The 19,917-nt window shown below is 45.7% G+C and carries 18 protein-coding genes and 1 pseudogene; 10 read left to right on the top strand and 9 right to left on the bottom strand.

What is annotated here, in order from left to right; all coding sequences use genetic code 11:
• The first annotated feature begins 33 nt into the window (after positions 1–33).
• The 5 genes from KYJ26_RS10500 (at position 34) to KYJ26_RS10480 (ending at position 3,354) form a co-directional block, all read left to right on the top strand.
• Entirely contained in the window at positions 34–1,002 is a 969-nt protein-coding gene (locus KYJ26_RS10500) for an ATP-binding cassette domain-containing protein (RefSeq protein WP_219167217.1), read from the top strand.
• A complete protein-coding gene (locus tag KYJ26_RS10495) occupies positions 992–1,771 on the top strand; it encodes an ABC transporter permease (RefSeq protein WP_219167216.1) in 780 nt (259 codons plus the stop codon). Before KYJ26_RS10500 ends, KYJ26_RS10495 begins: the two co-directional genes overlap by 11 nt.
• Positions 1,772–2,078: 307 nt before the next feature.
• Positions 2,079–2,474 carry a transcriptional regulator SpxA gene (gene spxA, locus KYJ26_RS10490; protein ID WP_219167215.1) on the top strand — a complete coding sequence of 132 codons (396 nt, stop codon included), beginning with the start codon at positions 2,079–2,081 and terminating at the stop codon, positions 2,472–2,474.
• A 72-nt stretch (positions 2,475–2,546) separates the two neighbouring features.
• Positions 2,547–2,963 (top strand): RrF2 family transcriptional regulator, encoded by a 417-nt coding sequence (locus tag KYJ26_RS10485; protein ID WP_219167214.1) that lies wholly within the window; start codon positions 2,547–2,549, stop codon positions 2,961–2,963.
• Between the two features lie 58 nt (positions 2,964–3,021).
• Positions 3,022–3,354, top strand: coding sequence for an IDEAL domain-containing protein (locus KYJ26_RS10480; protein WP_219167213.1), 333 nt, complete (start codon positions 3,022–3,024; stop codon positions 3,352–3,354).
• A 78-nt stretch (positions 3,355–3,432) separates the two neighbouring features.
• Here KYJ26_RS10480 and KYJ26_RS10475 read toward each other — a convergent pair whose 3' ends face one another.
• Both KYJ26_RS10475 and KYJ26_RS10470 read right to left on the bottom strand, forming a co-directional pair.
• Complete coding sequence (locus KYJ26_RS10475; protein WP_219167212.1) at positions 3,433–3,792, bottom strand: hypothetical protein; 360 nt, start codon at positions 3,790–3,792, stop codon at positions 3,433–3,435.
• Positions 3,789–4,013 carry a YbeF family protein gene (locus KYJ26_RS10470; protein WP_257475009.1) on the bottom strand — a complete coding sequence of 75 codons (225 nt, stop codon included), beginning with the start codon at positions 4,011–4,013 and terminating at the stop codon, positions 3,789–3,791. The genes KYJ26_RS10475 and KYJ26_RS10470 overlap by 4 nt, the downstream gene beginning before the upstream one ends.
• Positions 4,014–4,207: 194 nt before the next feature.
• Here KYJ26_RS10470 and KYJ26_RS10465 point away from each other — a divergent pair, with 194 nt between their 5' ends.
• The 3 genes from KYJ26_RS10465 to KYJ26_RS10455 all read left to right on the top strand — a co-directional run bounded on the left by KYJ26_RS10465 (position 4,208) and on the right by KYJ26_RS10455 (position 8,935).
• On the top strand, positions 4,208–5,221 hold the full coding sequence (locus tag KYJ26_RS10465) for a C45 family peptidase (RefSeq protein WP_219167211.1): 1,014 nt from the start codon (positions 4,208–4,210) through the stop codon (positions 5,219–5,221).
• A gap of 199 nt (positions 5,222–5,420) precedes the next feature.
• Complete coding sequence (locus KYJ26_RS10460) at positions 5,421–7,160, top strand: ABC transporter ATP-binding protein (RefSeq protein ID WP_219167210.1); 1,740 nt, start codon at positions 5,421–5,423, stop codon at positions 7,158–7,160.
• Positions 7,157–8,935 (top strand): ABC transporter ATP-binding protein, encoded by a 1,779-nt coding sequence (locus tag KYJ26_RS10455; RefSeq protein ID WP_219167209.1) that lies wholly within the window; start codon positions 7,157–7,159, stop codon positions 8,933–8,935. Before KYJ26_RS10460 ends, KYJ26_RS10455 begins: the two co-directional genes overlap by 4 nt.
• Positions 8,936–9,054: 119 nt before the next feature.
• Here the strand turns inward: KYJ26_RS10455 and KYJ26_RS10450 are convergent, their stop codons facing one another.
• Positions 9,055–9,258 (bottom strand): IDEAL domain-containing protein, encoded by a 204-nt coding sequence (locus KYJ26_RS10450; protein WP_219167208.1) that lies wholly within the window; start codon positions 9,256–9,258, stop codon positions 9,055–9,057.
• A 151-nt stretch (positions 9,259–9,409) separates the two neighbouring features.
• Here KYJ26_RS10450 and KYJ26_RS10445 point away from each other — a divergent pair.
• Together KYJ26_RS10445 and KYJ26_RS10440 are read left to right on the top strand one after the other, a co-directional pair.
• Positions 9,410–10,119: pseudogene (locus tag KYJ26_RS10445) on the top strand (SDR family NAD(P)-dependent oxidoreductase).
• 14 nt (positions 10,120–10,133) lie between these two features.
• Entirely contained in the window at positions 10,134–10,493 is a 360-nt protein-coding gene (locus KYJ26_RS10440; RefSeq protein ID WP_219167207.1) for a MerR family transcriptional regulator, read from the top strand.
• Between the two features lie 45 nt (positions 10,494–10,538).
• Here KYJ26_RS10440 and KYJ26_RS10435 read toward each other — a convergent pair whose 3' ends face one another.
• From KYJ26_RS10435 to asnB, 6 genes are all read right to left on the bottom strand, one after another.
• Positions 10,539–10,907 carry a hypothetical protein gene (locus KYJ26_RS10435; protein ID WP_219167206.1) on the bottom strand — a complete coding sequence of 123 codons (369 nt, stop codon included), beginning with the start codon at positions 10,905–10,907 and terminating at the stop codon, positions 10,539–10,541.
• 169 nt (positions 10,908–11,076) lie between these two features.
• Complete coding sequence (locus KYJ26_RS10430) at positions 11,077–11,877, bottom strand: YibE/F family protein (RefSeq protein WP_219167205.1); 801 nt, start codon at positions 11,875–11,877, stop codon at positions 11,077–11,079.
• The gene (locus tag KYJ26_RS10425) at positions 11,874–12,995 is read right to left on the bottom strand and encodes a YibE/F family protein (RefSeq protein WP_219167204.1); all 1,122 of its coding nucleotides are present in this window, start codon (positions 12,993–12,995) and stop codon (positions 11,874–11,876) included. The genes KYJ26_RS10430 and KYJ26_RS10425 overlap by 4 nt, the downstream gene beginning before the upstream one ends.
• A gap of 299 nt (positions 12,996–13,294) precedes the next feature.
• Positions 13,295–15,688 carry a transthyretin-like family protein gene (locus tag KYJ26_RS10420; RefSeq protein ID WP_219167203.1) on the bottom strand — a complete coding sequence of 798 codons (2,394 nt, stop codon included), beginning with the start codon at positions 15,686–15,688 and terminating at the stop codon, positions 13,295–13,297.
• Positions 15,689–15,856: 168 nt separating this feature from the next.
• Entirely contained in the window at positions 15,857–17,551 is a 1,695-nt protein-coding gene (locus KYJ26_RS24290) for a S9 family peptidase (protein WP_219167202.1), read from the bottom strand.
• Positions 17,552–17,892: 341 nt separating this feature from the next.
• A complete protein-coding gene (gene asnB / locus KYJ26_RS10410; RefSeq protein ID WP_219167201.1) occupies positions 17,893–19,716 on the bottom strand; it encodes an asparagine synthase (glutamine-hydrolyzing) in 1,824 nt (607 codons plus the stop codon).
• Positions 19,717–19,917: the final 201 nt, after the last annotated feature.

Here is a 19,917-nt window from a genome sequence, read left to right as displayed (position 1 = left end):
TCGAATAGAAATAGGTAGAATGGAGGGATGCTCATGAATGGCAAGATCGAAGTGGAGAATTTGACGAAAACGTTTAAAAAGGGAAATGTACAGGCGGTGAAAGGTGTATCGTTTCAAGTCGAAGAGGGAGAGTTTTTTGCTTTTTTAGGTCCGAATGGTGCCGGGAAGTCAACGACGGTTCAGATTCTGACAACGCTGATTAATGCTTCTTCGGGGAAAGTGGAAGTGGCAGGGTATGATGTCATCAGGGAGCCTGAACACGTCCGTCGCCATATTGGCGTCGCCCTTCAGGAAACGGGGGTCGATCCGGATTTGACTGGTCGCGAGATGGTGGAGCTCCAGGCGTACATATTCGGCTTTGGGAAGGATGAAGGGAAGCGTCGTGCACAGGAGCTCCTTGAGATCGTGGATCTGTCGGAAGCATCCGAGCGGAGGATCGGCGGGTATTCCGGGGGGATGAGAAGAAGGCTGGATCTTGCCCTCACCCTCGTCAACGAACCGAATATTCTTTTCCTGGATGAACCTACGACGGGACTGGACCCATCCAGCCGGGCAGCGATTTGGAAAGAACTTCGGAGACTGAATAAGGAGAAGGGAACGACCATTTTCCTCACGACACAGTATCTGGAAGAGGCAGACTCCCTGGCGGACCGGATCGGCATCATCAATAAGGGAGAGATCGTCGCGATGGGATCCCCTAAGGAATTGAAGGCAGAGATCGGTCAAGATCTCATTACCCTCACATTGAAGAATCGTGACGAGATTGATCGCAGTGTGGAACTGATCCGCTCACAATTGGCGGGTGTTGACGTCCTCGCCCAGCAGGACAAGATCCTGGTATATGTAGAAGAAGGGACCAAGCAGCTGCTTGAGGTGGTCCGGATCCTCGATGCAGAGGATATCGGCATCACGGATATTCAGTTGTCTTCCCCTACACTGGATGATATCTTCCTGAAATTGACGACGGAGACGAAGGAAGGGGTGAAGAGCCGTGGCGAATAATGTATTCAAGGATACGTGGCTCATGACAATCCGGAACATCAAGACCACTCTTCGAAACCCGTTTTCATTCATACCTAACTTGATCATTTCTGCTTTCTTCCTTCTCGTATATGAGGGGGGATTGAGTGGAATATCTCAATTGCCGACCTTTGAAGGAGCCGATTACCTTGCATTCATCCTTCCCGTATCCATCGTCTCTGCTGCCATCGGCGGAGCTGGGGGAGCGGGACAGAGTATCGTGAAAGATATTGAGACAGGGTTTTTCTCGAGACTCCTTTTGACCCCGGCGTCAAGGCTTGCCATTGTCCTTGGCCCAATCATTGCAGGAATGCTGCAGCTCTTGGTCCAGACTTTGCTCATCATCGGGATGGCCTTTTTACTTGGGCTTGACGTTAAGACAGGTTTTGCCGGCGTGTTATTCGTCCTGTTGATTGCCATCGGCTGGGGACTTGCGTTTGCAGGTTATTCCGTTGGGATCGCCCTGCGGACAAGGAACGCCCAGGCCGCACAGGCGGGTACATTTATCTTTTTCCCGCTGATTTTTTTGAGTACGACATTCGTTCCATATGAATTGATCGAAGCCCAGTGGTTGAAAATCGCTGCCACGATCAACCCGACCACCTATGTATTTGAAAGTATGCGTACAGCCCTCATCGATGGGTGGGTGTTCTGGGATCTGATGCAGGGTGTGATCGCAATTGTCATTGTTTGCGCCATAACCATTACATTCGCTGCCGTCTCTGCCAAAGGTGCTGTTTCAAGAAAATAGAGTGGTATAAGGAATTCTTCTCTAATCGGGAAGGATTCTTCTTTTTATCCGATTTATGAAATCTTTTCTAAAGTATAAGCTTTTGTGTCAAAAAAGGTTTAGGGTGATTCATGTTGCGTTTATTCATTTAGCTTATCGGGTAAAGAAGAAATAACAATAACAATAGAGTTTTAAAAAGAGTATTCTAAAAAGGGTTGACTTCTCTAACTGTAAATATTATTATTACAGTGTACCCGGAAGAAGGGTAATATTTTTAAATTATAACTGTTACTTTTTTTATTACATTTAACGAGGAGTGTGTAAACACATGGTCAATCTATTTCTGACACCAAGCTGTACGTCCTGCCGGAAAGCGAGAGCGTGGCTTGAGGAGCATTCAATCGAATACGTGGAGCGTAACATGCTGACAGAACCGTTGACACCTGATGAGATCAAATCGATTCTGCGCCTGACCGAAAATGGGACAGAGGACATCATTTCCAAACAATCAAAGGCGTACCAGGAGTTAAAGGTCGACATTGATTCGTTGCCACTCCAGGATTTATATACATTGATTAAAGAAAATCCACTTATTTTGAAAAGACCGATCATGCTGGATGAGAAAAGACTGCAGATTGGCTATAATGATGAAGAAATTCGTAGTTTTCTTCCAAGGAAAATACGTAATTTCGAATACAATGAGCTGCAAAAACTGGCCAATTAACCAAATCCGGATTCTTGACAGTCTAAACTGTAAAAGTTACCATTACAGTAATATCCGTGAAGGAGGCAGGCCATGAATAGCGACTTTACATTAGCCATCCATAGTTTAACGTACCTGGCCCTGCAAACGGACCGCATGTCGACAAGTGATGCAATTTCGGAAAGTGCAGGAGTCCATCCCGTCCGAATTCGCAAAGTCCTTAGTCTCTTGAAGAAGCAGGGATTCATCGCATCCAAAGAAGGCACAGGCGGGGGATTCATCTTTGCCAGGGAACTCAGTGACATCAATCTTTGGGATATTTATAAAATCACGTCAGAAGGTGCCCTGCAGCCTAAATGCACGGCTTCAAATGACAAGTGTCTCGTAGGGGCAAACATGAAAAATGTCTTATTTCAGATTTTCCTTGGGGCAGAAGAAAAGCTTGGGGACTATCTAAAAGACTACACGATCAAAGATATCATTGAAATGATCAATCAGGAGAAAGCGTAAAAGCTTTCTGGCCATATAAATGTAACAAATAACATTACAGTTGAAAGGGTGAAAAGATATGTCAAACGAACAAGGTATCCTACAAGTGGGAGATTGGATTAAAGGAACATTGCTTACGGGTGAACTGATCATCGGCTATGTCGAGAACCTTGACAATCAGGGTGGCGGCGTAAAAGCGAAGATCGTAACCAGTGATAATAAGACAATCGAAGGAAGAAGTCTTCCCCTACTAAACAGGCAGGTCAATAAAATCCCGGATACACATGTGAAAAATAAAGAACAAATTCAATTCCTGATCGACCTGGCACTTGAAACAGGGGATCAAGAGTGGTTCCTGGAACTGACAGCTAAATTGAACGCTATGCGGGAACTTGCCGAGAGTGTTAAATGAATATTTTATATGAAAGCTGAAGAGGTGGATTCTTCAGCTTTTTTTCTATATGTGAAAAAATGTCAGGTCCGGGATCTGCTATCCCTGCTTGAAGAAAATCATCCCCACTACCCACATCACAACGATGGTACAGCCTGCAAACTGACCTGCATGAACGTAAGGCATAATGAGGTCACCCAGATCTCGAATTGGTTCGGGAGGAAATAAAGAAATTCCAAAGGATGCAAATGTAAAATATAACAATCCTGTAATAACTGAAACCATTAGAATCTCTACTCCACCCCATTTCCTCTTGATTCCCCAGAATAGAAAAACAGCAGTGGTGATCAAGAGTGAACAGGCAAAGGATACCCATAATCCGGCTACCATCCGAGTGGCCATAAAAGCAGATAATGAGAGTAAACTGAACGACAATCCCCGAAGAAGATTCTCCATCATGATCCCTTTCTTTTTTTAAAGATTTTTACCACTGAGCCTGAAAGAAAAGCCAGAGAAGTGTAAACAAAAACCCATATCAGAAATGAATCATTGAATACAGTATACGTGGCAAAAAGCGACCCAAGAAAGACAATCAAAGGTGGCACGAATATGTTTTTAAAGAGGAAATAACCAACGATACCAATGAGCAACGAAAGGACCGGAAATCCGATCAAAACCATGAACATAATATCCAAAAGGAGTCACCATCCTTTTAGTGTAATTTTACACTTAAAGGATATATTTATCAATTATTTCTTTTGGATCATTTTAGGGATTCTCTGACTAACAACCCATCTATCTGTTTGAACCAAGCACAAAATGACAGGTAGTTTCCTATTAGGGAGGATATGATGGAATCCTGGGAGGTTTTTATATGTCTACATTTAATGTAAGGATCCTTCAACTAAGGGGGAGTTCCTTTCAAATCGGGTTACAGACAGGGGTAGAGCTTAAAAACACCGGAATTCTACACGTGTTGAATTCCATTACGAAGCAGGAGATCGACTACCTTAGCATGAAATCGATCTATACCTCCTTTGCTCCGCATTTGCTGGAGGAATTGGAAGGTCTGGCTGAAGGATTAGGGATATCCTCAAGAAGGGCGGCTGCTTTACTGAGTGGTTACGATGTGCCTAAGATAGAGGCAATGGGTTGCTCAACGATTCTGACAAGCGACTACTATGTGAGGAATTATGATTTTTCCCCTGATTTTTATGATGGGATTTTTAGCTGTGTTCAATCGGATACCGCTTTAGCATCTGCGGGTTACAATCTTCAAGTCCTGGGAAGGCATGATGGAGTGAATGAGAAGGGGCTTTCGATGGGCTTACACTTCGTCAGCCACAAGGGGTATAGAAAAGGAGTCTCACCTTGGGCGGCCATACGGATGGTTCTGGAAACCTGCTCTTCCGTTGAAGAAGCGGTTACCATGTTGAAAGAAATCCCTCACAGTGCCGGTTATAATTTTTCCCTTGGAGATTGTGATGGAAAGATGGCCAAAGTGGAGGCGAGTCCAGAGCGGGTGACGGTCCGGTCCGGTGAATACTTCCTCTCTTGCGTGAACCACTTCCAGGAGGATCAAATGACGAGCAATAATCGTCCATCCATTGAAGGTTCTATTCAGAGAAATAAGCATCTGCTGAGCTTGAAAGGGAAGAGGTGGTCTCATGATCAAATGTTCCACCATTTCAAGAGTGAGGAATCGCCTATATTTTTTAAGGACTATGAACACTTTTTCGGAACACTTCACACTTTCTCTTATTCCTATTGGGATTCGAGAATCCTTACTGCCATTGCAGGGGGCAGGGACATTCTTGATGTGAACTTTCAGGACTGGGTGAATGGAAAGGACATTCTGGAAGAGAAACTCAGTGGTTTTATTAAATGAATGAAAAAAGATGATCCCAAATCAAAACGGGATCATCTTTTTTTCATTCAAAAGTCGTAGAATCCTTCTATCCAAACGGCGGAAGATGTGAACAGAGATGGTGAATATACTGATAGTATAAAGAGTATTTCTTTAATTCAAATTTTAGTGAATATTTGAACCGATTGGTATAAAATAGAATTTTGTGAGGGGGTTCAACATGAACTTATTAAAAACAACTTTAAACCATTTTAAACCCTATTGGAAAAAGCTGTTGGTGGCACTTCTGTTTTCCGTTATAGGCGGTCTTTTTACGATCGTGCCTTCGATTCTCGTGAAGAGGCTGGTCGATGACGTCATTGTCGGCGGGGATTTGAATTTCTTGGTGTGGGTCGTATCCGGAATTCTCGGTGCTTACCTAGGAAAGTCCTTGTTTGAGACAATGCAGGAATACGTGCAGGTGAAAATCGGGCTCGATGTGATCACGGATATGCAGATCCGGGCGTTCCGGAAGCTTCACCGAACACCGATGTCTTTCTTCTCGAAGACTCCGAGGGGGGATATGCTCTTCCGTCTGACCCATGATGTGGAGTCGATCCAGAACCTGAATAATACAGTCGTTCCACGTATTCTGCAGCAGGTTGTGGGGGCGATTGCTGCTTTTTCTACGGTGTTTGTTTTATTTTGGCCGGCTGCCATCGTGATGTTCGCTGTGTTTGCCATTTACATCGTACCTTCCTTTACCCTGGGCAAAAAGATGCGGAAGATGAGCGCCGTCCAGCGGGAGATGAATGCGGATATGTATCAGCACTTGCAGGAGAGTATTGAAAGTGTGAGATTGGTGCGAACCTACCAGACACAGGATGTGGAAGTGGGAACCCAGGAGAAGAAGCTTTCAGATTGGAAACAATTCTCGATTCGGGCCGCCCTGATCGGTAAGGTGAACTGGCGCCTGGGGAATCTCTTTAATATCGCTGCACCCGGTGTGGTGATGCTGGTCGGTGGTTGGGCAATCTGGGACGGGACCATCACAGTTGGTACCCTCGTTGCCTGCTTGAGCTTCATTCCTATCATGTTTTTGCCGGTAAGATCCATGGCGGAGCATGCCTTGACGATTCAGCAGGCGATTCCTGCCCTGCAGCGAATCTATGAATATTTCGACCTGCCGGAGGAGCATGAGGAGGAGCTTCCTTCCTTTGGTGCAGTCCAAGGAAAGATAGACTTAGAGAATTTATGGTTTTCATATCCCGGGAGTGATAAACAGGTCCTGAAAGGGGTTTCCTTATCCCTTGACCAGGGGAATCACATCGGGATTGTTGGAACAAGCGGAGGAGGGAAGAGTACGCTGGTCCAGCTGTTACTCGGTCTCTATGAACCGCAGCAGGGTTCAGTGATGATTGATGATAAGAATCTATTTGAATATAACCGGAACAGCTTCCGCCAGCAAGTGGGTGTCGTATCTCAGGAAACGTTTCTGTTAAATAGTACGCTGCGTCAGAATCTGTTGTACGGTAAACCTGATGCGACAACAGAAGAACTGGATCAAGCTGTTCAGGCGGCGGGATTGAAAGAGTTGATTGATTCTCTTGATGATGGGTACGAAACAATCGTCGGAGAGCGTGGATTGAAGCTTTCGGGCGGTCAGCGGCAACGGGTTGCCCTTGCCCGGGCGATCCTGAGACAGCCTCCTGTTCTGATCTTCGATGAAGCGACTTCATCCCTGGACGGTGAAACGGAAGAACGGGTGCAGGCTTCCTTGGAAAAGCTGATTCCCGGCCGAACAACCATCACCATCGCCCACCGTCTCGTAACAGTGAGAAATGCCGATGTGATCATTCTCCTCGATGGAGGGGTGGTAGCTGAAAAAGGGACCCATGAAGAACTGCTTCTCTTGCATGGCAAGTATTATGAATTATACAGGGCTCAATACAGCGAGCTTGAAAAGGAGATGATCGGATGACGGCCACGACAAGTAAGAATCGTGACGGAAGAAGGGTATTAAGCTTTCTTCGGCCATATAAAAAATGGGTCATCGCAGACTCCGTCGTCATTGCCATCAGCCAGGTGTTCTCGGCACTGATACCGACACTCGCCCTCAGCTGGCTCGTGGATACGATCATCCCGAACGAACACTATAACTGGCTTTGGGGACTCATGTGGCTTCTGATTTTATCTGCGGTACTGGATCTGGTCATGATGGTCATCGACGAGTATTTCTGCCATCAGACTGCGAAGACCGTGACGAACTGGCAGAAGTTGCGTCTGTTCCGGCATTTGCAGGTTGTTCCATATTCGTTTTACCATCATAATTCCACAGGGGAAATGCTTGCGAGGGTGTCCGATGATCCGGATACACTTCATAATTTCCTTGCCTGGGAAGGGTCGACCTTCATGGCAAGCGTGCAGGGAGTATTCATCTACAGTTTGGTGCTGTTATGGATTCATCCTTACTTGATGATTACTAGCGTCGTCCTTGGTGTGATTTTCTATTGGACTTCTAATATGGTAGGGGCAAGGACCCGGTTGGCTTCAGCGGATGCCCGTCAAGAAGCATCGAGATATCTTGAAAGATTGAGAGAATCTGTGACAGGCATTCATCTGTCACGGGTCATGGGGGTGTCGGACAGTGAAGTGGACAGTGTCATCTCCATCCGGGACAGCTTCGTAAAGCATTCGGTCAAAGAATTGAAAGCAAGGATGCAGTCGGTGGTAGTGATCGCCAGCTATAACGGATTTGCACTTGGATTAGTCTATTTAATCAGTACATTATTAATCTGGAATCAAGGTTTAACCAGCGGACAGATGTTGACAGCCGGAGGTCTTGTGACGATTGCGGCAAATGAAATGCAGCGTCTTCTCAGGAACTGGCTGTCCGTGAGAAGAACAGGACCTGCCCTGGATCGATCTGAAGTTTTGCTTTCAGAAGAAGTGTCTGAAGCAGAGGTGTCAAAAGGCATACGGGGTGAACGGGCAAGTGGAAGCATCCGACTCCAGGATGTAGCGTTCGCTTATCCGGGGAAAGAAGAAAATGTGTTAAAAGGCGTGTCCTTTACAGTGGCTGCCGGTGAGAAGTGGGCACTGGTCGGGCCGAGTGGATCAGGGAAATCCACGATTGTCGATCTGTTATTCAAGCTCTACGATACGGGAGTCGGACGGATTGAAGTGGATGGCCGGGATATCCGTGAGTGGGATACGGCATGGCTTCGTTCACAAATGGCGATAGTGACCCAGGACGTTATGCTCCGCAGCGGAACATTGGCAGATAACCTGCGGATCGGGAAGTGGGATGCGACTGATGAAGAACTTCTGAAAGCAATGGCGGACAGTGGACTCGGTGAACTCATCGACACATTACCAGAAGGGCTCAATACTTCCGTAGGTGAAAGGGGGAGCCTGCTTTCAGGTGGACAGAAGCAGCGTTTGTCCCTGGCGAGGGCGCTGTTAAAAGATTCCCCGATTTTGATCCTGGATGAAGCGAGCTCGGCTCTTGATCCCATCACGGAAACGAAGATCAATGAAGCCGTGCTACGGGCAGGGAAGAACCAAACGATCATCATCGTGTCTCATCGCTTATCCACGGTGCTGTCTGCAGATCAAATTGTCGTGCTTGAGGATGGAAGGATTGTCGAGCAAGGGAAGCATGGGGATCTGCTACGAAATCAATCGGGTGTGTATTCCCGGTTATTCGGCAGGGAAGCGGAGATCGGCGGAGCGACGATTGATTATGTATCTTAGTGTCTTTTAAGAATGCTTCAAAATGGTGCTAAGTGTATTCGGAACAACACACAAAAAGGACAACAATCATGCTGAAACCTAGCAGGAGAGTTGTCCTTTTTTTATTCAAATGAATTTAATTATCCCGCATTCTGAATCTGTTTTAATTCCTCCGTCAAGCGCAGGAATTCCTCTTTATTTCGTTTGTGTAATGCCTGGTCAATACCTTGCGCGATTTGCTCTTTCCGAAATGTTAGCAATGCCTCGTCCAATATCATTTCTGCAAATAGGGAATCCATGTGATTTACATCAGACTGTGGTGAGTTAAGCAAATACTTCTTCATGAAAATCAGCTCCTTGACCTTTTTTCTATTATACTAACCATTTATAGAATATTCAAACATTTTATTAAAAAAATATTCTTGCCCTCAACCTTGGTTCAGGGTTTATTCTTCATTTATAACCACAATAACGAATCAAATGGAGGAAAGACATATGACAAAATATGCTTTGGTAACAGGGGCGAATAAAGGAATTGGATATGAGGTCGTTCGACAGCTGGCGGAGAATGGGTTTGAAGTTTTCTTAGGAGCACGGAACGAGGAGCTTGGGAAGAAAGCGGTGGAGTCCCTTAGCAAATCCAATGTAACATTCGTTCAATTGGATATCTCTAGTTCACAATCCATTCAGGACTCAGTCCGTACTATTAAGGGGATGACGGAGCACCTTGATGTATTGATCAATAATGCGGGAATCGCATTGGATTTTAACATTCAACCGAGTGAAGTGGAAGTCGGGATGTTGCGTGACATCTTTGATGTGAACTTCTTTGGGACATTTCAAATGATGCAAGCGTTTCTACCCTTATTGAAAAAAGTGGAGGAAGTAAGATGGTGAACGTCACGACGGATATGGCGTCACAGACCATGTTCGACAATGGGGACGTCCATCCCCTCAATATCCTCGGATATAATTCTTCCAAGACGGCTGTGAACTCATTGACATTATCCTTCAGTAAAGAACTGGGCAGCGAAGGTCCTGAGGTCTTTGGTGTGACACCTGGTTTCACTTCTACTGATTTAAACGGAAATGCCCCTGGCGGAAAAACGACGGCTGAAGGGGCAGAAGTCATAGTGAAATACGCTTTGAGTGAGACTAACTATCATGGTAAAATCCTTAATAACAACGGGGTTATTCCTTGGTAGAAGGAAGGAAGACAATGGACTATTCGATTGGACAAGTTGCAAAAATGAACAATATGAAGATCTCTCAGTTGCATTACTACGATCGGCAAGGGTTGTTACCCTTTATTAACCGAACGGAAAATGGCGATCGGACTTTCGATGAAGGTTCCCTTAAGTTCCTCGAGATGATCCTCTGTCTGAAAAATACGGGGATGCCAATCAAAAAGATAAGGGAATTTGTTCAGTGGACGATGGATGGGGAGAAAACCCTGCCTGAACGCATGGAGATGATGCTCGAGCAGGAACAAAACGTCCGTCAGCAGATAAGGGACATGGAAGCAAATCTTGAGAAAATACAAATGAAAATCAAGAGATACGAAAATGAAATGAACTAACTGGAAAACCCCGACTCTATTTAAGAATCGGGGTTTTCCGTCATTCTATTTGTCAAAGAAAAGCAAGGATTTCAGAGGATTCTTGAATGTCTTCTTCGTTGCTTCATAATCGAACACGCCGCTGTTACATTCCTCTACTTCTCCAAATCCGATGAAATTCATCCTCATGTCCCTGGAGAGATTCCGTGCGTATTCCCATTCTCCCCATTTTTCAAATAGGTTCACTTGCAGTTCATGTGCCTTCAATTGGCTTTTGAGTGTTAGTGTGCTATCATCCTGTTCTTTTGTGAATTCTTCCACTTCCCCGAACTTGTTCAGGATGAAATCGATCTCTTCCTGTAGCTTATCCGGTGCGTTCTCGTATTCTTCTGATAAGTTGATTTGACAGTTAATGCGGATTTTCATTTTACCCATTCATATTCCTCCATTCTGGTTTCTCCTTATCTACTTTTACGGATGAGGGCAGTAGAGGTTTCAATCGTTTCTGCCATTCATCATAAATAAGTGTCGGAATGAATTCCAATGATATCCATTTTCACGCAAAGCAAAAGGTCCGTCCCTTATATGTGAGGGACGGACCTTTTCATTTGTCGACCGGTGATTCGTCCGGGACAGGGGACCTGTCCCTTTGTCCCGTCTTCACCAGGTAATAGGCTGTAATGGCGGAGGTGACGGGGATTGCCAGGGCCACTCCGAGTCCGGCTGAGCCGATGAAGATCATTTCAGAGGTGAACACTTTGGAGTTGACGATGTCCCCGATGGAATAAGAAAGATCTTTGAACCAGATCAGGAGCCCCATGTATCCCCCGAAGAAGGCGAAGAATAGCGTATTGGCGCTTGTACCCAAGATATCTCTTCCAAGCTTGATTCCTGATGTGAATAAATCCTTCCGGCTGATCCCGGGATTGTGATAGGCGATTTCCCTCATGGGAGAGGAAATGGATATCGTGACATCGATGATCGCCCCAATCGTGCTCATGATGATCATGGACGCACCGATCTTGACGAAGTCCACTCCGACATACAGGGAGAAGGCGCCGATCTCTTCGGTTTCTTCCTCACTGAAACCCTGAATCATGGCGGCATCGGTCAACTCCAGTATGAAGAAGATCAAAGCACCTGTCGTCACGATCGTAGAGATGAAAGCAGTCACGGTCTTGATGTTGATTTCACTGATATAAAACAAGGAAATACAGCTGATCAAGATGCACGCGATCAACGTCAAGATGATCGGATTCATGTCCGGATCATTCATCATGATGATGGTGAGCAGGAGCACTCCTGTATTCAGGAATAATGCCACAAAGGACCTTGCTCCTTTCTTCCCGCCGACTGCGACCATCAGTGTGAATAGAATGATGGTAAGCCATACTTGGACGGTCATGCTTTCACCCGCTTTCTGTTCACAAAGAAAATGGCTGTATAAATGCCGATCGGAATGGCCAGCACAATCCCGATGCCTCCTGTGAGGGCCCTCGTCATTTCGAGGGAAAGATTCATGGAAAGGGTGAACCCGAGCGGTGAGGCATTTTTAAAATAAAGGATAAGCATGGGAATGCCGCCACTGATATAGACGAAGAACAGGATGTTGGTCATCGTTCCCATAATATCCTTTCCAATATCAAAGCCTGACGTTCTCAGTGCTTTAGTCGAAATGTCCGGATTTTTTTCGTAAAGTCCGAAGATCGAGGAAGATAAGGTGATTGCGACATCCATCACCGCCCCGAGGCATCCGACAAGTATGCCCGCCATGAATACTAGTTGATAAGGTCGGGTGAGGTACTGCATTTCCTCATACCGGAGTCCGTCCCCTGCTGTGAAACGGATGACAATATAGCTGATAAGAAGCGTCAAGAACGTACCGATCAGAGTGGCCACCACCGCTGCATACGTCTTCTCATTGAATCCATTCACGAACAAGAGGGAGACGAGGGTGAAGGCAATCACCCCAACGCTGCAAGCGAGCAACAAGCCCACTTTTTCTGAGTTTAGGTAAACATCCAATGCATAAGAAAGAATTAGTGCATTGACCCCGAGGGTGATCAGGGAGAACAGACCTTGTTTTTTTCCTACAATCAAGAGGAACACGATGAATGCCCAGGTCATGATCATGAGATATTGATCACGCTTCACATCTTCTATATGCCCATTCAACGCTTTATCTTTTTTTCCCCCGGCGTCGATGGAGACGAATAATTCATTCCCCGGTTCGTATCGCTGATCGTTGGCACCGGACATGGAGTATTTATTTGATAGAAGGATCGTCTCCCCTTTATGCTGGCCGTTTTTCATTACAGCTTCCAGCTGTTGTATGTATACCCGGTCTTTATTACCGGTCGTATCTTCCATATCTGTTGTTTCTATTATCGTCGAGTCCGTCACTTCCGCAATAGGTCGGTTATACAGACCTTGATTGTGGTTGACGAAGTACAATGAAGCGAAAACACAGACTGCCAGGAAGGCAAATAATAGCAGTGTCCTATATTTTTTAATGGCTATCACGTTTCATCCTCCAACTCCTGGATGAATATTTCATCCAAATCGTAATCATTATTCCATATCGGCAGGGATTACGCAAAGGTGGACATGAAAAAAAGTGTCCATATAATATGAACACTTAGGGAAGAGATTGTCACGCCGCTTATGAAGCGTTACGCCAATCAGAAGGGAAGCATTTCCTTTCCTTCTAGTTCTCATGTTAATTTATGAAACGGGTTTCATAGCAAGAAATATTTCTCCTCATCGGATAAGGAAATAATGGACAAAAAAACTGGCAACAATAAATGCTGCCAGATACGGATTTAAGGGCATCCGATAATAAACGATGTTGGATCGGTTGGTGCTGTGAACGGTACCACTGTTTCAAAAGTTGTGGTCGTATTGTCTGTTGCAAAGATGGTCCAGGTAATGGTGTTATTGTTTTTATTAAACACAGCGGTTAGTTTGGCCTCAAAGGTACGGGAGGGACCGTTATTGATCCGGCCGTTGATGGTTCCCTCTACGATGGCTGTCGTTAGATTATTCTCGCAGGAGATGCTTGATCTCCGTCCTTGGGTGAATTGGAAGTTGTCACCGTTCGAGGCGTTGAATACAAAGTTGAAATTGTCGACGGCAGGGTTACAGATCCCTTGAATACCTGATCCACATTGCACGACCGTAATATTTAACCGACCCGTATAATCCTCTACGTGACCAAATCGTACAACTCGTATACGGGCACCAGGCTGCGCTCCCCCTTGAGTATTTAACCTGAAACGGCATGGACATTCAGGTGGCGGGACCGGACAGTTTAGGTTGACTTGGAAAGGTCCTGCAGTGATGCCGTTTCCAGCTACGGCTGTTGTTGCAGTGAGCTCCACTGGTCCGATTGCTCCTTGATTCGGAGTCAAAACAGCAGAATAATTTCCATTTGCATCCGTGATGGCAGGGTTTGGAGATACAAACGCAATACTTGGATCAACAGAAAAGAATACCGCTACATTTTGGGCTGGTGTATTTCCACACAGAACTCTTCCTGATAATGGAGCTCCATCACAGTCCACTGTTCCTGCTGGAGGTATTAGGGTAAGGGACTGCCCATCGCACTCAAGGCATTCCGCACGGACAAAGTTCGTATTAGAGGCAGATATTCCGAAGACGACTGCTTCTGCCGTATAAGGAACACCTTCTTGAACCGGGGTGATCGGTTGAACCGTAACGACACTCGAGTAAGACCCATCTGGACCCGTGATCGGACTCGGTGTTTCGAAATTCAATAATGGACTACTTAAGTTCACGGTTACCCCCTGAACTGGAAGTCCCTGACAAAGGACTTGACCGGTAATGACTGCGCGGCAGCTGATCGGCCCAGGGTTATTTAGCTCAATGACGGGATTGACACAAACGCAGTTCACAGTGGCATTACGTGGTTCTGAGGTCACTTCCTCTCCCCCGAACATGGAGGAAGCCTGAATCGTGATGGACTCTGTCACGTTTAGTCCTGGCTGGATCGTGGCCGTGAAGATCCCATCAGCATTGGTGATGGCAGGGTTAGGGTTAATGGTGACGGTTCCAGAAGACATGACGGTGAAGAAGACAGGGGTATTAATGATGGGTTCACCATTACAGGTGAATTGGCCGGAAATGGTTCCACCGTCACATCCGATTGGGGACAATGGTTGATTCAATGTTAATACAGGGGTATTGCACCTTACACAATCGACAAACACAGTACCCGAAGCCGTCACGTCGATACCAGTAAAGGCAGCCGATGCTGTATATTCTACTTCTTGTCCTTCGGTATCAAAATTGATGGTTACCAGAGAAGTGAATTCACCGTTTTCGTTGGTTACTGGATTAGGATTGATAATATTCAATACGGGTGAGCCTGTAAGCGCTACGGGTACATTAGCCACGGGCTCCCCGTCACAAGTCAGTCTGCCGGACAGGAACCCGTTGCAACTGATTTGAGGGGGGCTGTCCAATGTGATTTCTAGATTTTCACAACCAGGACAATTGATTTCATATTCTACGGGTTCTGAGCGGAATGCATTTCCCCCGATTCTAGCTGTCGTCACAATGGTAACGATTTCAAGCGCTCCTGGAAATGGCAGGATGGTAGCTTCATATACTCCATCATTATTCGTAAGTGTGGGGTTGGGGGTGACGATGACTTTACCGGAAGGAGAGTCCACTTCAAATCCGATTTCGACATTCGGTACCGTCAACCCTTCACAGGTAACCTTTCCGTCGATTGGGAAGCCTGGGCAGGTAACGGCCTGTAATTGGGGTGCGAAAGCTTGTACTGTTTCAGGTGAAGTAATAATTAAATTAGTGCAATTGAGACATTCCACCCTTGCGGTGATGGTGTCGGAGATGGCTTCTTCGACAACAACGGCCCTTGCTGTGATACTCACATTAGGCGTGACGGGGGTATTACGGTCGACAATGACGGTTGTGGAGAATTCGCCCCTGCTATTGGTTACAGGGTTAGGATTTTGAAATGTTAAAAGCTCAGACGGTGAGGTAAGGTTAACCGTCACTCCCTGCAAAGGACGAAGATCACATCTTACTTTTCCGCTAATCGTGGCATCACAACTGATTGTTCCCACTTTATCCAGTGTAATGGTAGGGTTTGTACATATTCCCCGTGGAAAAAGACCTGGACAGCCAGTCGGGAAAATTTGTTTTGAAGCATTTGATGCTTTTTTTCTCACATCTATCACGTTCCTTTCAAAAAGTTGATCCCTTCAATATATGCTTTGAAAAACAAGAAGGTTCTCTTTTCTAACTGTTTAATCGGAAGTGTAGTGTTTGAGTTTCATTATTAAAGAATAGAGGGGACTCTACCTCTTAAGAGAGCTGGTATCCCCAACTAATTTTTGCTAGAGCATAGGAAGTGATGAGTTGCTTGTAATCCTATCCAAAAAGCCTCGAATCTCCCTATATGCTTTCATTTCATTCTGTTTCTTCGAGAATCCGTGTCCTTCATCGTCAAATGTTAAGTAGTTAACATCGATCCCTCTTTGATTTAAATGCTCTATGATTCGCTCCGACTCCTCAGTCTTCACCCTCGGATCGTTCTCGCCGTGGATGATGAACATCGGAGAATTCATATGGTCGATATAGGTGATAGGTGAGTCACTTACAAGCTTCTCATAGTCTGTTTCGGGATTTCCCACCAGTTGATCCATAAGGGTTCTCCAACTAGCCGGTACATTGTTCAGGAAGGTTAATAGATTCGATATGCCAAATATGTCGACAATTCCACAGAAATACTCGGGATGTCGTCCGGCGAGAAGCAGACTCATATAACCGCCATAGCTTCCACCCATCGCCACGATCTTGCCCTTTTCAGCCAATCCTTCCTGTATAAGCCATTCCATCCCAGCCACACAGTCGTGTCGAGGTCCGTCCCCCCAGTTCTGTTCCACCATCTTCTCGAATGTTGCCCCGTAGCATTTACTGCCCCTGAAATTGGGGGCGAAGAAGGTGTAGCCGCTTTGGACGAGGTACTGAATGACAGGTCTGTATATCATACGCTCTGCTTTCTGGGGTCCCCCATGCGGCCAGAGGATGGTGAATCCATTCCCATTCTTCGGTTTGTACAGCAGGGCTTCGATTTCCAGGCCATCATGGCTTTCGTAGTGAACGATTTCCGGTTTAATCATGTTTCCTTCAGGAACGCCAAGCACTTTGGTATTCGTCACCTGTGTCCAGCTTCCGTTCGTATCCCTTTTGAAAATGGTATCCGTTTTGTCAGCTGAAATTCCAAGCACAAAGAGGTTTCCGTTTTTAGTGACCATAATTTTTTTGACGACATCGCAGGGGGTATCGAGTCTCTCTCCCTCACCTGTCGACAAATCATAGACATAAAGATGATCCTTTACGCCTTTTTCCGACGTCATGACAATCGTATTCGATTGTTGATGGAACTGGATTGAAGTGATTTCTTCTTTATCTAATGTAAAAAGGGGGTGGAATTTATAGGTTGAAAGGTTAAAAGAAGCCAGGTATGAAAATTCTCTTCCATAGTTCGTTGTGAAATAAATAACATCCTTGGTCATGTGTACATCCTTGATTGTATGTGTGGTCTTAGTATCTGGTACCAGGGGCAATTTCGTTTCACCAGTCTGGTAAAAAGCAGTGGCATGGGTGTTGGAGTAGGTCTCTGTAAATACATAAGATCCATCCGACGAGGCAGCGGCCACGACAATCGGAACTTTTTTACCTTGTTGGATAAGGGAGGTGTGGCCCGTTTGTAAATCGGTTTTGTAGATATTCAACAAAGGGTTTTCATGATTGGAAGAGTAATACATTTCCTGATCTGTAAAACAGGCGTGATAACATGTTGAACCAGATTCCTCCTCGTGGAAGGGGATAGGGGTTCCGCCTGATTTGGGCAAATGATGCAATTGGTGATTTTCATCACCATCCTTCTCGAATGTGGCGACGATTTGATTTTGATGGATATGGATGAGACTGCTATTCTGATTGATGGTCGTTAACCGGTAAGGGAACAGGTGGGGAAGATCCATGGCCCAAAGATTAAAGGTCCCGTTAAGGTTCGTGCTGAACACGAGGATGTCTTCGTGTTCATTAATGGTGAAGGTGCTGATTTCAGTAGTGTGGAAATAATGTTCGACTTCAGTTGCAGTGCGGATAGGTCATTCCTCCTTGGAAATTCATTTAGTTATAGGTATATTATTCCATTTGGTGAGGAGGTAGGCAAGATAAAATAAATGAGGGAATGAATCAACCCTGTTACAAATAGTCTGGCTGGACATTCGATGATCAAAAATCTTACATACTTCTACAACTATTTCCCCGGAAATTGATAAATACTTATACAATTCGACGCATCTTCAGCTCCAATGAACAGAAAAAGGAGCCAGGGGACCTGTCCCATGGCTCCTCCAGATTATATCGCCACTTTAATGCTGTACTCTTTCAACCACCCATTTACTTGGATTAAATAATCCAGTAAACCTTTTGCACTGGAATCAGGAAGGCTGCTTTCTCCTGCCGCAATTGTTCTGACTGCCTCTTCATCGATCAACTGGAGAATCGGAGAGGTTGAATCATTCAATATGGAGGTCATCCACTTCTGGACTCCCGCGAGATACGCATCATCCTTTGTACTAGGATAGGCGCTCTTCCGTCTGTTCCGCACATCATCCGGCAAATATCCTTCGAATGCCCGGCGGAGGATACCCTTCTCGATGTCATCGATATTTTTCATCTCGAACGGGATATTCCATAGATATTCGACGAGTCGGTAATCACAGAATGGTACGCGCACTTCAAAGCCCGTCATCATACTCGCACGGTCTTTCCGGTCGAGCATGAACGGAAGGAAGCGGGTGATGAACATATACGACATCCGCCTTTGCTTTGCTTCAACATCAGTTTCGCCTTTTAACAAAGGTAGCTCTGCGAGTGCTTCCTGATAGCGCTGCTTTTGATATTCCTTGATATTCAGTTTATCTTTCAGGTCTTCCTTCAGGACGGCGGCGATTCCTCCGATATTCAGGAGCCATGGGAATACATCGGCATCGAGGAACTCCTGCTGATGGAACCACGGATATCCTGAGAACACTTCATCTGCGGATTCCCCCGACAATGCGACGGTGGCGTCCTTTTTCATTTCCTTAAATAAAAGGTAGAGGGAGGTCTCGATTTCGCCGACTCCCGGCAGGTCCCTTGCACGCATAGGGGTGAGGAGGTTATCCACAAGTTTCTCCGCATCAAATACAATCGAAGTATGATCCGTTCCGACATGTTCGGATACCCGCTTCACCCATGGTTCATCAAGGTCACGTCTCAGGAAATCTTCCTTGAAGCTTTCTTCATTGTTCACGAAATCGATGGAGTAGGTTGGTAGCACCTTGTTTTCCTCCTGGAACTCCTTTCCTGCAATCGCCGTAAGTCCACTTGAATCAAGGCCGCCAGACAGCATGGATACGAGTGGCTTATCCGCGATCAGCTGTCTCTTGACCGTATCTTCAAGTAGTCCGCGAATGGTTTGTACAGTCGTTTCGACATCATCTCTATGCTCTTTGCTTTCAAGTTTCCAATACTGGACGGTCTCTCGATCATTTCTCGAGACGGTCATGTAATGGCCGGCGCGAACTTCATGTATATCTTTGAAAATGGCTTTCCCAGGTGTCTTCATCGGTCCGAGCCCGAATACTTCAGATAAGCCTTCTGTATCGATTTCTGCCTGGACGTCAGGGTGGGCAAGTAAGGCTTTGATTTCGGAGCCGAACAAAATCTGGTCCTCTTTTATCGTATAAAATAAAGGTTTTACCCCCAAATGGTCACGACCGAGCATGAGCCTTTCTTTTTCCTCATCCCAGATCCCGAAAGCAAAGATACCGTTGAAATGACGGACACAGTCTTCGCCCCATTCAAGGTAGGCATGCAGTAGCACTTCTGTATCGGAGCTCGTTGTAAATTGATGATTCTTCTCCGTCAGCTCTTCACGGAGCTCCAGATAGTTATATAGCTCTCCATTATACGTTAAAGCAATCGTGTTCTTACCGTTTTGATAGAGCATGGGCTGTTTACCGCCGTTGGGATCGATGACAATCAATCTGCGGTGCCCTAGAGCAGCATGTCCCTTGAGCCAGCTACCCTCTGCATCCGGTCCACGATGCTCAATGGCATCGGTCATATTCTTCAAGGTCCGTCCCTCATTTGTAAGGTCTCTTGTCCAATCAATCCAGCCTGCAATTCCGCACATAATTCATACGCCTTCTTTCTTAGAGTACATTCATGTTGAGCGCTCAACCATGAAATGGGTTTGATGTGTTTGTTTTATGATCCCTGGTACGGGTTCACGTTAAATGGTAAATCTCTTTTCTGGGGAACGTCAAAGAATTACGGCTGGCTTCTGAGAAAAAATGTAAAAGGTCGTTCTTCCTTTCCAGTGAACTCCTAAAAA

This window comes from Rossellomorea orangium, assembly GCF_019334305.1.
In the GTDB taxonomy this organism is placed as follows: Bacteria; Bacillota; Bacilli; order Bacillales; family Bacillaceae_B; genus Rossellomorea.
Note: the sequence above shows the minus strand (reverse complement) of the source record. Positions and strands in the feature narration are given on the sequence as shown.

Bases quoted from the DNA above. Each gene is read 5' to 3' on its own strand.
- KYJ26_RS10460 (WP_219167210.1), top strand. From the start codon at position 5,421: ATGAACTTATTAAAAACAACTTTAAACCATTTTAAACCCTATTGGAAA.
- KYJ26_RS10430 (WP_219167205.1), bottom strand. From the start codon at position 11,877: ATGACCGTCCAAGTATGGCTTACCATCATTCTATTCACACTGATGGTC.
- KYJ26_RS10475 (WP_219167212.1), bottom strand. From the start codon at position 3,792: ATGATGGAGAATCTTCTTCGGGGATTGTCGTTCAGTTTACTCTCATTA.
- KYJ26_RS10500 (WP_219167217.1), top strand. From the start codon at position 34: ATGAATGGCAAGATCGAAGTGGAGAATTTGACGAAAACGTTTAAAAAG.
- KYJ26_RS10480 (WP_219167213.1), top strand. From the start codon at position 3,022: ATGTCAAACGAACAAGGTATCCTACAAGTGGGAGATTGGATTAAAGGA.
- asnB (WP_219167201.1), bottom strand. From the start codon at position 19,716: ATGTGCGGAATTGCAGGCTGGATTGATTGGACAAGAGACCTTACAAAT.
- KYJ26_RS10450 (WP_219167208.1), bottom strand. From the start codon at position 9,258: ATGAAGAAGTATTTGCTTAACTCACCACAGTCTGATGTAAATCACATG.
- spxA (WP_219167215.1), top strand. From the start codon at position 2,079: ATGGTCAATCTATTTCTGACACCAAGCTGTACGTCCTGCCGGAAAGCG.
- KYJ26_RS10440 (WP_219167207.1), top strand. From the start codon at position 10,134: ATGGACTATTCGATTGGACAAGTTGCAAAAATGAACAATATGAAGATC.
- KYJ26_RS10455 (WP_219167209.1), top strand. From the start codon at position 7,157: ATGACGGCCACGACAAGTAAGAATCGTGACGGAAGAAGGGTATTAAGC.
- KYJ26_RS10435 (WP_219167206.1), bottom strand. From the start codon at position 10,907: ATGGGTAAAATGAAAATCCGCATTAACTGTCAAATCAACTTATCAGAA.
- KYJ26_RS10465 (WP_219167211.1), top strand. From the start codon at position 4,208: ATGTCTACATTTAATGTAAGGATCCTTCAACTAAGGGGGAGTTCCTTT.
- KYJ26_RS10485 (WP_219167214.1), top strand. From the start codon at position 2,547: ATGAATAGCGACTTTACATTAGCCATCCATAGTTTAACGTACCTGGCC.
- KYJ26_RS10470 (WP_257475009.1), bottom strand. From the start codon at position 4,013: ATGGTTTTGATCGGATTTCCGGTCCTTTCGTTGCTCATTGGTATCGTT.